Here is a 14968-nt window from a genome sequence, read left to right on the forward strand (position 1 = left end):
CCAAAGGGGGAGTCATGGACAAGCCTGCGTTGCGAGAAATTACCCTGGGGCAGATGCTTGATGAAGCCATCATGCAGCACCCGGACAATGAAGCCGTGGTCTACGTGGACCGGAATTTTCGGATGACCTACCGGGAATTCGGGGAACTGGTCGACAACCTGGCCAAGGGTCTCATGGCCATGGGCGTGCAGAAAGGCGAGAAGGTGGCCATCTGGGCGACCAACGTGCCGTACTGGGTCGCTTTTCAGTTCGCCACGGCCAAGATCGGGGCTGTTTTGCTGACGGTCAACACCTTCTATAAAACGGCCGAGCTGGAATACCTGCTCAAGCAGTCCGAGTGCGAGAACCTGCTGCTCATCGATTCCTTTCGGGACACCGATTACGTGCAGACCGTGTATGAACTGGTTCCGGAGCTCAAAACCCAGGAGCGGGGATATCTGCGCAGCGAAAAATTCCCGGATTTGAAGCGGGTGTTCTTTCTGGGGCAGGAGAAACATCGGGGCATGTACTCCATGCCCGAGCTGCTGGCGCTGAGCCGGGTCACCACCGAAGAGGATTACCGCGCCCGGCAGGCCTCCCTTGATCCGCACGACGTGGTCAACATGCAGTACACGTCGGGCACCACCGGCTTCCCCAAAGGCGTCATGCTGACCCACTACAACATCGGCAACAACGGGTTCTGGATCGGCGAAAACCAGAAATTCACCCATAATGACCGGGTCTGTCTGCCTGTGCCGCTCTTTCACTGCTTCGGCTGCGTGCTGGGAGTCCTGGCCGCGATCAGCCACGCCGCCACCCTGGTCATCCTCGAGGGGTTCAATCCGCTCATGGTCCTGGCCGCCGTCGAGGAGGAAAAGTGCACCGCTCTTTACGGCGTGCCCACCATGTTCATCAGCGTGCTCGAGCATCGCTCCTTTTCGCGTTATGATCTTTCATCGCTTCGTACGGGCATCATGGCTGGTTCACCGTGTCCGGCGCCGGTCATGGAAAAGGTCATGGACGTCATGAATATGAAGGAGATCACCATCTGCTACGGCCTGACCGAAACCTCCCCGGTCATGACCCAGACCCGGGTCAACGACTCCATCGAGCAGCGCACCACGTCCGTGGGCCGGGCCATGCCCGAGATCGAGGTACGCGTGGTCGACCCCGAAACGGGCGAGCCCGTCGCTCCCGGCGTGCAGGGTGAGGTCTGTTGCCGTGGGTACAACGTCATGAAGGGCTACTACAACAACCCCGACGCCACGGCCCAGGCCATCGACCCCGACGGCTGGATGCATTCCGGAGACCTCGGCACCATGGACGAGGACGGCTACCTGAGCATCACCGGCCGCCTGAAGGACATGATCATTCGCGGCGGCGAGAACGTGTATCCGCGCGAAATCGAGGAATTCCTGTACCGCATGGAAGGCATCAAGGACGTGCAGGTCGTCGGCGTCCCGAGCCGCAAGTACGGCGAGGAAGTGGGGGCGTTCGTCATCCTGAAGGAAGGCTTCGACTACGCCACCGAGGATATCCGCGACTTCTGCCGTGGTCAGATCTCGCGCTACAAGATTCCGAAATACGTGGTCTTCCTGGATGAATATCCCATGACCGCGAGCGGCAAGATTCAAAAATTCAAGCTCCGCGACCTGGCCGGGCAGTACTTTCCGGAGGCCATGGAGTAGACATGACAGCTGCTGCGGGCCAGTCCCGCCGTTTCGATTTGCGCCGGATTCGCGGCGTGGTCTTTGACTGTGACGGGGTGCTTTTCGATTCCAGGGATGTGAACCGTCATTATTACAACCACATCCTCCTGGCCCTGGGACTTGCGCCCATGAGCCGGGAAGATGAGGACTACGCCTTCATGCATACCGTGGACAAGGCCATGGCACGGATCATCCCGGCGGACCTCATGCCCAAGGCGGTAGAGGTGCAGGGACACATGACCTATGACGATTTCATCGACCGCATGGTGCCGGAGCCGGGGCTTTTTGAGCTGCTTCATACCCTGGAGAAGCTGGGAGTGCGCATGGCCGTCAACACCAATCGCAAGAATTCCATGGAAAAGGTGCTGGAGCGGTTCGATCTGACCCGCTTCTTCCATCCTGTCATGACCGCCGCCAAGGTGGCCCTGCCAAAACCCGACCCCGAGGGCCTGCGGCGCATCGTCGAAACCTGGGGCCTGCCAGCGCAGGAGATGTCCTATCTTGGGGATTCTTCCGTTGACCAGGAGACCACGAACCGGGCCGGGGTCCCGTTCTGGGCTTATCGGAACCCGGATTTGAGGGCCCAACTGCATGTGGACAGTTTTCATGAACTGCGGCAATGGTTTGAGACGGGTTTTTGCGAGATAATCGATTAGCCTGAAAACATGACGCCTGCGCATAGCGTCAGCGTCTTTTGAGAGGAATGTTACATGCCTGTTTTTTCGAGTCTTTTTGCGGCTGTTTACTATGTGGCCGACAGCGTGTTGTCTTTATATTTCTGGGTGGTCATCGCCTCCGTGGTCATGAGCTGGGTCAACCCCGATCCGTATAATCCCATCGTGCGCGGGATCAGGAGCCTGACCGAGCCTGTTTTCTACCGTATTCGCAAATGGTTGCCGTTCACGTATATCAGCGGAATTGATTTCTCGCCGTTTGTCGTGGTCCTGGGCATCAAATTCGTGCAGGTTTTTTTGGCTCGACTGATGTCGCAGATGATGTTTTAGTACTCATGTGTACGGACCACCCGGTTTTCGCCGGACCGGCCAAGAATGGAGGCTGGAGGCTTGGGATCTGGGTCCAGCCCGGGGCAAGGAAAACTGAAGTTGCGGGCCTGCATGGAGACTTTTTGAAGATCCGGGTGCAGGCCAGGGCCGTCGATAACAAGGCCAACAGCGCGTTGACCGTGTTTGTGTCCAAAATTTTGGGAATCAAGGCTTCGCAGGTGGTCATCGAGTCCGGGCATGCGTCCCGGCAAAAGAACCTGCTGCTGGATGTGGAGGAAGAGCCTGACTGGAAGGTATTTTCGGAAAAGGCATTGGGCAAACCATAACGCTAAGGAGACATCCTATGGAACAGCAAGACCTCGAACTGATTGCGGCGAACTTGGGTCACGACGAGGAACTCAAGAGTCTGTGGGAGGAACATGTGGGTTTTGAAAAACTTTTGGAGCGCTACTCGGGCAAAGCCGTGCTTTCCCCTGCTGAAGATCTGGAAGTGAAAGAATACAAAAAGAAAAAGCTGGCCGGCAAGACCCGGATCCAGGCTTTGCTTGAGAAATACAAACGTCAGGAGGGATAGGAAACCATGGTCCTCACCGGTGCCCAGATTCTAATGGAGTGTTTGAAGCGGGAAGGGGTTGATCTCATTTTCGGATTTCCCGGGGGTGCGGTCATCGACATTTATGACGAACTCCCCAAGCACCCGATCAAACATATTCTGGTCCGTCACGAGCAGGCCGCAGTCCACGCAGCCGACGGGTTCGCCAGGGCATCGGGCAAGGTGGGCGTGTGCCTGGTCACTTCCGGGCCCGGTGCGACCAACACCGTGACCGGAATCGCCACGGCCTACATGGATTCCATTCCCTTGGTTGTGATCACGGGGCAGGTGCCCACGCACCTGATCGGCAACGATGCCTTTCAGGAAGCCGACATCGTGGGCATCACCCGGCCCTGCACCAAGCACAACTATCTGGTCAAGAATGTCGCCGACTTGGCCACGACCATCAAGCAGGCTTTTTATATTGCGAGGACCGGCAGGCCGGGGCCTGTCCTCATTGACCTGCCCAAGGATGTAGTCAATTCCAAGACCAAATTTTCCTATCCCGAGACCATAAGCCTTCGCAGTTACAATCCCAACGTGAATCCGAACCGCAAACAATTGCGCAAGGCCGCGGAGCTTATCGCCCAGAGCAAGCAGCCCGTGATCTACGCCGGAGGCGGTGTCATCTCCTCCGACAGCGCCGAGGAGCTGACCCGGTTGGCGGAAACGTTCCATCTGCCGGTCACCACCACGCTCATGGGCCTTGGCGCGTTTCCCGGAGACCACCCTCAGTGGCTTGGGATGCTTGGCATGCACGGGACCTACACGGCCAACATGGCCATCAACAATTGCGACGTGCTCATTTCCGTGGGCGCGCGCTTTGACGACCGGGTCACGGGCCGGGTCAATTCCTTTGCCGCACGGGCCAAAATCATTCACATCGACATCGACCCCACCTCCATCAGCAAGAACGTGGTCGTGGATGTGCCCATTGTCGCGGACTGCAAGCAGGCCCTGGCCGGACTGATCGAAGAGGCGGCCAAGATCAAAGACGTGGACTGGCAGGCCAAGCACGAGACCTGGAACACCTCCCTGACCGAGATGCGCGCTTCCCATCCGCTGGGCTATGCAAAGAATGGCGGGTCCATCAAGCCGCAGTGGGTAGTGGAGAAAATTCATGAGCTCTCCAAAGGGGAGGCCATCATCGCCACCGAGGTGGGGCAGAACCAGATGTGGGCCGCGCAGTTCTATACCTACCGCAAACCGCGCACCCTCTTGACCTCCGGCGGCCTTGGAACCATGGGCTACGGCTTTCCGGCGGCCATCGGAGCCCAGTTCGCTTTTCCGGACAAGCTGGTGGTCGATATCGCCGGCGACGGCTCCATCCAGATGAATATCCAGGAACTGGCCACGGCGGTCAGCTACCAGGTGCCGGTCAAGATCGTCATCCTGAACAACGGGTATCTGGGCATGGTCCGGCAGTGGCAGGAACTTTTCTATAAGAAGAATTACTGCGCCACCTGCCTGCACACCAACCCCGATTTCGTGGCCCTGGCCAAGGCCTACGGGGCCGGAGGATTTCTGGTCGAAAGACCCGAGGATCTGGAGGCGACCCTGAAAGAGGCCTTCGCCTATCCGGGTCCGGTCATCGTCGATGTGCGCGTGGAGCCCGAGGAAAACGTCGCGCCCATGGTCCCGGCAGGCGCGGCCCTGTCGGAAATGTTGCTGGTTTAGGAGGCCGCCATGAGACATGTCTTATCCATACTTGTCGAGAACGAACCCGGAGTCCTGTCCCGCGTGGTCGGCCTGTTCAGCGGCCGGGGATTCAACATCGAATCCCTGAACGTCGGCCCGACCCTGGAAATGGGAGTTTCCCATATAACCATCTGCACCAGCGGCGACGAACAGATCATCGAGCAGATCATGAAGCAGCTGCACAAGCTCATCACCGTCATCAAGGTCGTCGATCTGACGCACCTGCAGGCTGTGGAGCGCGAGATCGTGCTCATGAAGGTCGGCGCGGAGGATGCCAAGCGCGCGGAAGTGCTGCGCATAGCGGATATTTTCAGGTGCAAGGTGGTCGACGTCAGCCCTGACGAGCTGACCCTTGAAATCACCGGTGATCAGGGCAAGATAAAGGCCGTGGTGGCCCTCTTGCAGCGTTTCGGCGTCAAGGAGTTCATCCGCGCCGGGACAGTGGCCATGCGCCGCAGCATGCAGCTTGCCGACTGAAGATCAATTGGCTGAGGACCCGTTTTTGCGGGTATTAATATTCACGAGAGAAGGAGATACTATGAAAGTTTATTATGACAAGGATGCTGATCTGAATATACTCAAAGACAAGGTCGTGGCCATCATCGGGTATGGCAGCCAGGGTCACGCCCATGCGCAGAATCTGCGCGACTCCGGCGTGCAGGTCATCATCGGCCAGCGTCCGGGCGGCCCCAACTGGCAGCTGGCCCGTGAGCACGGCTTCGAGCCGGTCAGCGCGGCCGAAGCGGCCAAGAAGGCCGACCTGATCCAGATTCTGGTTCAGGATCAGTACCAGCCCAAGGTCTACGAAGAAGAAATCCTGCCGAATCTGGCTCCGGGCAAGACCCTGGTCTTCGGTCACGGATTCAACATCCACTACAACCAGATCGTCCCGCCCAAGGATGTGGACGTGGTCATGATCGCGCCCAAGGGCCCGGGACATCTGGTGCGCCGCGAATTCGAGAAGGGCGGCGGAGTGCCGTGCCTGGTGGCTGTGTATCAGGACGCCACGGGTCAGGCCCTGGGCAAGGCCCTGGCCTATGCCGCCGGCGTCGGCGGAACGCGTTCCGGCGTGCTTGAAACCACATTCGCCGAAGAGACCGAGACCGATCTGTTCGGTGAGCAGGCAGTGCTCTGCGGTGGCGTGAGCGAGCTCATCCGCGCCGGGTTCGAAACCCTGACCAAGGCCGGTTACCAGCCTGAGATAGCCTTTTTCGAGTGCATGCACGAACTCAAGCTCATCGTGGACCTGCTCTACGAGGGTGGATTCAAGAAGATGCACCACTCCATCAGCGACACGGCCGAATACGGCGACTACGTGACCGGCCCGCGGGTCATCAACGAAGAGTCCCGCAAGGCCATGCAGAAGGTGCTCGAAGAGATTCAGGACGGCACCTTTGCCCGCAACTGGATTCTGGAAAACAAGGCCAACCTGCCTTTCTTCCTGGCCAGAAGGCGTCAGAGTCACGAGCATCAGGTGGAGAAGGTCGGAGACAGCCTGCGCGAAATGATGGCTTGGCTTCAGAAATAATCCTTTCGGGCGACCGGTTCCCGGTCGCCCGAATCCGGACCAACGCGTGAGCACGATGCATGGATAATCCGCAGAGTGAAGAGCAACTTCTCTCCCAGGCCTGGAACCTGTTTGCCAAGGATGACTATGCCGGAGTCCTGAGCATTTGCCGGAGCGGCTATTCCCATGGCGTGCGCAGCTACGACATGGTTCGGCTCATGCTCGACAGCCTGAACAAGCTCGGCAAGGTCCAGGAGCAGGCCGAGGTCACTCTCAAGATCCTGGGCGAAAACGATTATCCCCCCAAGGTCGCTGCCAAACTCTATTTCCGTGCCGGACTCATTTACCTGCATCAGGACGACCACAAGGAAGCGCGGTCCATTTTTGAAAAAGTGCGCATTCTCGATCCCGATTTTCCGGGCATCGAGCAGCGCATCAAGGCTTTGACCCCCCGCCCCGTTACATCGAGCAGCAGCCGGTATTCCCATCTTCTCGAAAAGAACCTCATCAGCGCCGACCAGCTCTCGACGGTCATGTCCATGGAAGGCAAGGATTCGGATGCCTTGCTGCTGAAGGAATACAAGATCGCCAAGAAGGATCTGGGCGAGAGCCTGTCCCGGTTTTACGGCACCGAGTTCGTGCCCTTCTCCGCGGGCAAAGAGCCGCCTTTTGAACTGTTCGAAAAGCGTCGCCTTGATCCGGATTTTCTCAAACGGTATGGCTGGCTTCCCTTTTCCCAGGAAGGCAACACCATCACCGTGCTCATGACCAATCCCTTCGACCTTGGGCGTCTGGACGAGATCCGTTTCATATACGGCACGTCCAACGTTGAGGCCAAGGTCACTCTGGCCGGGGATATCGAGCAGTACATCGAGCACTTCTACAAGCAGTTCAGCTCGGGCGAGGATCTGGCCGCGGCTTTTGACGAGGATGTCGAGTCCGCCGACATAGTCACGGCGGGAGATGAGACCGAGGCCGAGGTGAGCGACCAGGACAGCGAGGTTGTGCGCATGGTCAACGCCCTGCTGGTGGAGGCCTGGCGCAAGAACGTGTCCGATATCCACATCGAGCCCAACCCGCAGTCCCGCTACTGCATGTTCCGTTTCCGGCTGGACGGAACCTGCTATGAATTTCGCAAGGTTCGCCTGCCCCTGGCGCGACCCATCGTCTCGCGTCTGAAGATCATGGCCAGCCTGGACATCGCCGAGCGCCGCCTGCCCCAGGACGGCAAGATCAAGATCAAGCTGCCCGACCGCAACAAGATCGTGGAATACCGCATGGCGACCATCCCCACCCTGGAGGGCATGGAGGACGTGGTGCTGCGCGTGCTGGCCTCGGGCAAGCCCTTGCCGCTGGACAAGCTCGGCCTGCTGCCGCAGAACAAGGCGGCCTTCGAGAAGCTCATCTACAAGCCGTACGGGCTTATCCTCGTGGTCGGTCCCACGGGTTCGGGCAAGACCACGACCCTGCATTCGGCGGTGAGCTACATCAACACTCCCGAGCGCAAGATCTGGACTGCCGAGGATCCGGTGGAAATCACCCAGGAGGGGCTCAGGCAGGTTCAGGTCAACCCCAAGATCGGGCTGACCTTCGCCTCGGCCCTGCGCTCGTTCCTGCGAGCCGATCCGGACGTGATCATGATCGGTGAGATGCGCGACAAGGAAACAGCGCATATCGGCGTTGAATCGTCCCTGACCGGCCATCTGGTTTTTTCGACCCTGCACACCAACTCCGCCCCCGAAACAGTGACCCGCCTGCTGGACATGGATCTGGATCCGTTCAACTTCGCGGATTCGCTGCTCTGCGTTCTGGCCCAGAGGCTGGTCAAGACTCTGTGCCCGAGCTGCAAGAAAGCCTACACCCCTGATGCCAAGGAACTTGAGGAGATGGCCCTTGAGTTCGGGCAGGGCTGGGAGATCCATGCCAAGGAATTTCTGCAGGGCAAGCCGACCCTCTTCCGCAAGGTCGGGTGTGGGCAGTGCGTGGGCGGCTACAAGGGCCGGGTGGGCGTGCATGAGCTCATGGTCAATTCATCCGGCATCAAGAACCAGATCAAGCACCGCAAGCCCACGGAGGAGATCCGGGCCCAGGCTGTGACCGAAGGTATGCTGAGCCTCAAGCAGGACGGCATGATGAAGGTCATGATGGGCCTGACCGACATGGACCAGGTCCGGGCCGCGAGCGGTTAGCCATGATACTTTCCTCAAGCCAACTCAGGGCATTGAAAGAGCGCAACGACGAAGAATTGCGCAAGGGCAAGCATGGCAAGTACGGGTATCCCGCCCATACCATTCAAGACCTGCTTATGACCATTGAGGCCATGAAAAAGGAAAAGAAGAAGTGGAAACAGTTGGCTCAGGAGCGGGGCAAGGTCCTGCATGATGTGCTGACCCTGACCATCAAGGCCGCTCCCGCCGCTTCCGATCCCGACGACGAGCTTTAGTCAGCCCCGGCCGCCTTTTTTTTTGACCTTCGCCGGATTCAATAATCGTGTTTCCACATCACCCCTCCGCCCTGCCGGGAATCTGATCCCACTTCGGTCTCCACGCTGATTTTCGGAGTGATCTGCACTTCGACCTTGGTCCGATCCTGTCCTGAAACGCTACGTTGGGTGCGAATGTAATATTTGCCCCCGAAGTAACCTCCCACGCCGACGGCGGTGTTGTCCTCCTCGTCTTTGGTCACGTCCACTTCCTGTAGCCCGAGGCTTGATTTGATGGAGTCCAGAAAATCCGGACTCGCCCCAAAGCCGGTTATTTCCGCGGCAGCCTGGGCAAGGCGTACCGCTTGCAGCGGGGATATCTGTCGTAGCGAGCGGCCGAAAAGGATCAGGGCCAGCAGTTCGTCCTGGGGCAGGCTTGGAACGGAAGACAGGCTCACCCGAAAATCCCTGGCGGGACCGCTGATGCGCACCTGGACGAGATTTTCCAGGATCCGGGTTTCGCCGAGCACTTCCAGGAAGGGGTTGGGCGGGGTCTCGCCCCCGAGGGCCAGGGAGCCTTTATTCAAGGTGAAGGTGCGGTCGAGAAAATCGAACTTGCCGCGCAACAGGTTCATTTCGCCAGTGATCACGGGCTGGATCTGGTTGCCGCCGATGTGCAGGTTTCCGGACCATTCCGAGTCCAGGCCCCGGCCCTGGACGCTCAGACGGGCCGGGATGGCCACCCGCAGATCAAAGCCGAGCAGAAAATTTCCGGTTTTGCCTTCCGCTCGTGGCGAAGGATTTTCAACATTGATTTCCTGGACTTCAATATGCGCCAGATCGGCCTGGGTTTTCGCCGGAAGACGGACTGTGGTCGGGTCGAGGGTGATGTTTCCGCGCAGCTCGGTTCCGTCCGGATTTCCCTGCAGGCGCAGGCCGCCCTTTGCCGTGCTTTGCATCAGGTCCTGGCGCAGCAGTTGAAAGTTGCTGAAAAGCACATCGACAATGTGTTTGAGCGTCAAAAGGTCCACCTGGCCCGTGGCCTCGGCCGTGCCCGCTGCGCCGTCCGTGGCGGAGAGGGTTGCCGTCAGGACGGACCCGTCGGCCTTGGCGTCCATGTCCAGGTCCTGGATAATGGTCCCGCTGCGGTAATTCTCGTAGCGCGCATCGCGCACCTGGGCAGTGCCCGAGAGTTTCGGATCGGCCCAGGTGCCGCTGATGCGAAAATCGAGAGCGCAATCTCCTTCCAGGGTCTGATCATCAAGGCGCAGAAGGTGCGGCAGCAGCATGAGCCTGGTGTGGCCCGTGAGTTGTCCGGAAATGGGCGCTCCTAAGGGGAGAGCAGGCGCATAGAGGTCGATCTGCATTGGGCTTGAAAGGTTTGCGCTTATTTCGAGGGTGTCTTTTGAGGCCAGGGATGCCTGCGCTTCCAGCATATTTTGGCGCAGGCGCACCTCGGCCGTGGCGTCGAGATTGGGCAGACTCTCAAGGCCCGAAGATTTCAGGCTGATATCCCTGGCCTGCACCCAGAGCTGCGCGTCCGGTTCCGAAGGTGCGCCTTTGACGCCAAGCCGGGCATTGACGCTGGCGCTCGGCAGCTCAGGGAAAAGAGGCTGCAACAGCGCAGGGTCGAAGCCGGTCAGGTCGGCGGTGATATTCGTGATTTCGCCCGAAATGGTGCCCTGAGAGCGCAGCCGCGCCGGACCAAAACTCAAGCTGGTCTCCCGCCAGCTTGTCCCGGTGGGCGAGACGGTCATGCTGAAGGGGGACTCAAGCTTGAGCTCCTGGTGCAGCAGGATTCCGCGAAGATGTTCAAGGGCAAGGCCGCTTAGGTCCGAAGACAGTACCCCCTTGGCCGAAAGGTCGGTGCGGGAAGAAGCGTGGACGATCCCGATGTCGAATCCGTAGCCTGACTCCACTCCGCGCAGTCTCGCGTTTATCGTGTCGGCCTTGATATCGTTCAGGCTCGCCGATGTCAGCTTCAGCTCGATATCCGTTTCGCCCGGCAGTCCGGGATCGGCCAGCGTGCCGCTCAAGGACGCTCCGTCGATGCGGGCCCCGATGGCGGACAAGGATTTTCCCTGCCCCTGCAGGGTGACTTTTTGTTTTCCTTTGAGTGTATCGAGGCGGGCCTGCACGGAAAGTTCGCCTCCGATTTCCTTTTTCAGGATGCGGCCCAGAGAGCGTAAATCAGTGCTTTGAAAATCTGCATCGCCGATGAAAAAAAGCGGGTCCGGATGAATGTCGCCGTTGAAACGCAGGACTGTTTCCGGGAGATGCAGGGCGGATTCCGTGATACGCAGCAGGTTTTTGGCGGATTCGATTTTCAGCTCAAGGCTGACGGGCTCCTGTTCGGCCATGGCCGTCGCCTTCACGGTGGCGCTGGGCCGGGCAGGCAAGCCGAGCACTGTGGCTGTCGCGTTGGCAGAGGAAAGGGACAGCTCCTGCACGCCGATATTCTCTGTTGCGGCGGAAAGGTTCAGCCCAAAGGCGTCCGGGCTGCCCGAGGCCGAGGCGCGTAGGGTTGCCCCCTGCGCGATGCGCACGGCCGCATTGCTGATTTCCGGGAAGGCGGCGCTGAGCCTGGCCTGAAACGTGTTCTTTTCCAGGTCGTACGCGCCGCTGGCTTTTGCCGATGTCCGCGCCTGCAGCTGCGCTTCGTGCACGCTGAAGAGCTGCGGAGACAGGCTGAAGTTGGCCAGCACGCGACTGTTTGGTCCCAGCAGCTGTTCAAGCTCCGGGGGCAAGCCGTCGATCCGGACGGCCGTGGCTTCGAGGCTGGCATTCATACTCGAGGTCGCACGGTTCACCCGCCCTTCAAGCGTTGTGTCCAGAATTGCCGACAAGGGTTTTTGCGTGGACCCCGCAGGCGGCTCACGCAGATCAAGCCGTGCATGTATGTTCACGAGGGAGTCGAGGGTGCCGTTGGCCGACAGCCCCAGGCGGTCTGATTCCAGACGCAGCTCTTTGGCATAAAAGGATGACCCGTCGTCGCCGAGGGTGGCATTCATCGACCAGGCGCGCAGACCTTCGGGCAGGCTCGGGGTCTGTGCCTCAAGCTGCGTTACAACCTGCCAGCCTTCGGCGTCTGCGGGAATGCCCAGAGACAGGCGTGCTTCGGCGGCGGGAACGGCGTGTCCGGAGATTTCCAGTTCGCGCAGCAGAATTGTTCCCTGTGCGCGCATGCCCTTTGGGTCCGCATGCAGGGAAGCGGAAGCATTGATGGGGCCTGTCCTTATGTTTTCGGGCATGAGCCAGGACACGTTCACGTTGTGCGCGTTGGCCGTGGATGCAAGGGTCTGGTTCTCAAAATTCCAGGTGGCGTTGCCGCCAAGGCTGCCGGTCGGGCTTTGCAGCTCAAGGCGGGCAATGCGCAGGACGGGATCATGCCAGCTCCCTTCAGCCCTGAAGGTCATTGTTTCCTGCGGCAGGCCGGTGAAAAGGTTCCAGGCCGGACCGGGCGTGACCAGCGCCCGCAGTTCGACGTCCGGTTCTGGGTCCAGAGAAATGGTCGCGTTGCCGGCCAGTTGCGCGACATCGGAAATCACGGACTCAAAGCCCAGGTTCCACTCGCTCATGGGACCGCTGCCTGTGGCCTGCAGCGAAATGCCCTGTGTGCCGTTCATGCCCAGGGCGGAGTGCAGGAGCCCCTGTGGTTCTTCGTGCACGTCCAGACGCAGATCAAGGGTGTGTTTGCGAAGATCGAGGCGGGCATCAAGCTCCGCCAGGTCATCTGTTCTGTCCAGCCGGGTTACGCGCAAACGGGCGTGAGGCTCATTTGCGTCAAGGGCCAGCGCGCCATGCAGGGAGAGCAGGGCTTCGCGCCCCGCGACCTCCGGAGCGAGGCGAATATAATCGATATCCATGCCGGCGATGCTTAAAGAAGGTGGCCCCGAGAATTCCGAGGTCTCGGACGTTTCCTCGGACTCGGGCAGACGCTGTATTTCAAGGCGGTCGATACCCACGTGCTGCAGGGATATTTTGCCCCGCAACAGCTCGGTCAGGAGCGGGCGTACGCTCAGTTTTTCAGCGTTGAGCCAGGGGCCTTGGGCATCACTCACGGTCAGGCGGTCCAGGCTCCAGGTTTCGCCAAGCCGCAGGCCCTCCATTTCCAGGTGAAAGGCCTGCGTCTGGGTGAGACGGGTGATGGTGTCCAGCAATCCTTGCCGCCCTTTGTCCGTGCCCAGGATGAGGCCCGCGCATGTGGCGATGAGGACCACGCAGCCCAGGAGAATCAAGCCGGATTTTCGTAAGCGTTTGGATATGACGGGATGCATCAGAAAGCCTGCCCCAGGCTGATGTAAATTTGGAATGGATCGTCCACGCCGTCCCTGCGATCAAGGGGCACGGCCACATCCGCCCTGATCGGTCCGATGGGCGTGAAGTAGCGCAGCCCGGCGCCGGTTCCCCAAAAATAATCCTCCTTCTCCGAAGGGTTTCTGCCGGAAAAAGCGCCGCCCCCGTCTCCAAAAAGGACTACTCCGTATTCGCGGTTGATGCGGAAACGCAATTCCGCCGAAAAATCCACGGCGCTCACGCCGCCCAGGGGATCGTCGTCCTCGTCGAGTTCGCCCGCGTATTGATGGGCGTAACCGCGTATCGAGCCCCCGCCGCCGGCATACAGGAGCATGTCTTCGGGGATGCTGTCCCGGTTGGCCCCTGCCAGCAGGCTGTAGCGTCCACGCGTGGCCAGGACGATGGACTTGTTTTTGCTTAGAGGCAGGTAGTGCCTGCCAGAAAGGTTCCACAGCACAAAGGATGTTTCACTGTCCTGGATGTCGGTGAAGGGCTCCATGCGGGCGGCCAGAGTGATGCCGCTGGTGGGGTCCAGCACGTTGTTGGCATTGGAGAATTCGGCGATGAGAGGAACGGAGAAAAGGTTGAAGCGCCGCAATTCATCATTCTCCACCTCGGCCAGTCGGTAGGCCAGCCCGTAGCCCACCTGCAGTTCCGAAACAGGCCGGCGCATGAGGGCCGAGAGGGAAAGGTTGGTGGAATCGTAACTGTCCGTGAGTTCGTGCTCATACTGGGCCGAAAGCCCGAGGGTTTGGCGGGGATGCCACATGCGTGGCAGGATCAGATCGGATTTGGCCCGCTGCAGGTTTTCGGCGAGTTCGGCATCGAGGCGCAATTCCTGGCCTGCGCCAAAAATGTTGCGGTGCGTCCAGCCCACGTTGGTACCCAGCCCCAGATCGGAATAATACCACAGACCCGCACGCACGCTGCGCTGCGGGGCTTCAAGCAGAGTGATTCCCATCTCTACGATCCCAGAGCCTCCGGAGTGGTCCGCGCTGATGCGCACCGAACGGAAAAGTCCGGTGCGGATGAGTTGCTCGCGGGTCTTGTCCACTTTGCGCCGGTCATATGGGCTCCCTTCCTCCCAGGCCAATTCGTCGGTGACGACCTTGTCCGAGATATTTTCAAGCCCCAGGATTTGAGTGGATCCGAATTTCGCGGCGGGTCCTGTGTCGATGGTGAAGCTTACGCTGACCTTGTCCGTGGCGTGATCCGCGATCACTTTTTTTTCGCGGGCCACGGGCGAGGGGTATCCGTGTTCCTTCAAGCGTTCCAGCAGAGCCGTTTCAACGTCCAGAATCGTGCTGGACGAGTATTTTTCGCCCGCTTTGATCCTGCTTAGGGGGGCATACAGATGCTTGCGGGCAGAGTCCTCGGGTTGAAGCACGAGCCGGGGCTTTTCGAAAACAAAACGCGGTCCTGGTTCGATCGTGAACCGGACGGCCAGCGGGGTCACGTTGGTATCCACTTCTCCCGTTACTTCGGCCTTGAAATATCCTCTGGCCTGGAGCGCGCTGTTGAAGGATTCAACGTCGTTGGCCGCTCGCTTGCGCAGCAGGCCGGGAGTGGCGGGAGGATTGTCCTGCAGGTTCACGCAGTCGGAGACGGAGGAAAGCAGAGGGGTAAGGCCGTCCGGAAGAGCCGGAATGTCGACCGTGTATTCGGCGGATGCGCAGAGGCCTGGCGCCGGAAACAAAGCCAGGGTCAGGCACACAAAGAGAAGGAGACGGCCCTGCGAAACGGACATGTACGATTCCTGGG

The 14968-nt window shown here is 59.6% G+C and carries 12 protein-coding genes; 10 read left to right on the top strand and 2 right to left on the bottom strand.

Translation table 11 applies throughout. From position 1 onward, the window contains the following. Window positions 1–14: 14 nt before the first annotated feature. The 10 genes from DBAC_RS02085 to DBAC_RS02130 all read left to right on the top strand — a co-directional run bounded on the left by DBAC_RS02085 (window position 15) and on the right by DBAC_RS02130 (window position 8932). Complete coding sequence (locus DBAC_RS02085) at window positions 15–1667, top strand: AMP-binding protein (RefSeq protein ID WP_012805613.1); 1653 nt, start codon at window positions 15–17, stop codon at window positions 1665–1667. A gap of 2 nt (window positions 1668–1669) precedes the next feature. Next, complete coding sequence (locus tag DBAC_RS02090; RefSeq protein ID WP_012805614.1) at window positions 1670–2344, top strand: HAD family hydrolase; 675 nt, start codon at window positions 1670–1672, stop codon at window positions 2342–2344. Window positions 2345–2398: 54 nt separating this feature from the next. After that, complete coding sequence (locus tag DBAC_RS02095; protein WP_012805615.1) at window positions 2399–2692, top strand: YggT family protein; 294 nt, start codon at window positions 2399–2401, stop codon at window positions 2690–2692. A 5-nt stretch (window positions 2693–2697) separates the two neighbouring features. Continuing rightward, on the top strand, window positions 2698–3018 hold the full coding sequence (locus DBAC_RS02100; protein WP_012805616.1) for a DUF167 domain-containing protein: 321 nt from the start codon (window positions 2698–2700) through the stop codon (window positions 3016–3018). Window positions 3019–3035: 17 nt separating this feature from the next. Next, window positions 3036–3266 (top strand): DUF465 domain-containing protein, encoded by a 231-nt coding sequence (locus DBAC_RS02105; RefSeq protein WP_012805617.1) that lies wholly within the window; start codon window positions 3036–3038, stop codon window positions 3264–3266. A 6-nt stretch (window positions 3267–3272) separates the two neighbouring features. Next, window positions 3273–4961 (top strand): biosynthetic-type acetolactate synthase large subunit, encoded by a 1689-nt coding sequence (ilvB, locus tag DBAC_RS02110; RefSeq protein WP_012805618.1) that lies wholly within the window; start codon window positions 3273–3275, stop codon window positions 4959–4961. Window positions 4962–4970: 9 nt separating this feature from the next. Beyond that, window positions 4971–5459, top strand: a complete 489-nt coding sequence (ilvN, locus tag DBAC_RS02115) for an acetolactate synthase small subunit (RefSeq protein WP_012805619.1) — start codon at window positions 4971–4973, stop codon at window positions 5457–5459. Window positions 5460–5520: 61 nt separating this feature from the next. Beyond that, a complete protein-coding gene (gene ilvC, locus DBAC_RS02120) occupies window positions 5521–6510 on the top strand; it encodes a ketol-acid reductoisomerase (protein ID WP_012805620.1) in 990 nt (329 codons plus the stop codon). A gap of 59 nt (window positions 6511–6569) precedes the next feature. Beyond that, window positions 6570–8678, top strand: coding sequence for an ATPase, T2SS/T4P/T4SS family (locus DBAC_RS02125; protein WP_012805621.1), 2109 nt, complete (start codon window positions 6570–6572; stop codon window positions 8676–8678). Window positions 8679–8680: 2 nt separating this feature from the next. Beyond that, window positions 8681–8932 (top strand): hypothetical protein, encoded by a 252-nt coding sequence (locus DBAC_RS02130; RefSeq protein ID WP_012805622.1) that lies wholly within the window; start codon window positions 8681–8683, stop codon window positions 8930–8932. A gap of 38 nt (window positions 8933–8970) precedes the next feature. Here DBAC_RS02130 and DBAC_RS02135 read toward each other — a convergent pair whose 3' ends face one another. Together DBAC_RS02135 and DBAC_RS02140 are read right to left on the bottom strand one after the other, a co-directional pair. After that, entirely contained in the window at window positions 8971–13188 is a 4218-nt protein-coding gene (locus DBAC_RS02135) for a translocation/assembly module TamB domain-containing protein (protein WP_012805623.1), read from the bottom strand. Then, window positions 13188–14954: an autotransporter assembly complex protein TamA gene (locus DBAC_RS02140; protein ID WP_012805624.1), complete on the bottom strand. Its 1767-nt coding sequence runs from the start codon at window positions 14952–14954 to the stop codon at window positions 13188–13190. The genes DBAC_RS02135 and DBAC_RS02140 overlap by 1 nt, the downstream gene beginning before the upstream one ends. Between the last annotated feature and the right edge of the window lie 14 nt (window positions 14955–14968).

Source organism: Desulfomicrobium baculatum DSM 4028 (assembly GCF_000023225.1).
Classification (GTDB): Bacteria; Desulfobacterota; Desulfovibrionia; order Desulfovibrionales; family Desulfomicrobiaceae; genus Desulfomicrobium; species Desulfomicrobium baculatum.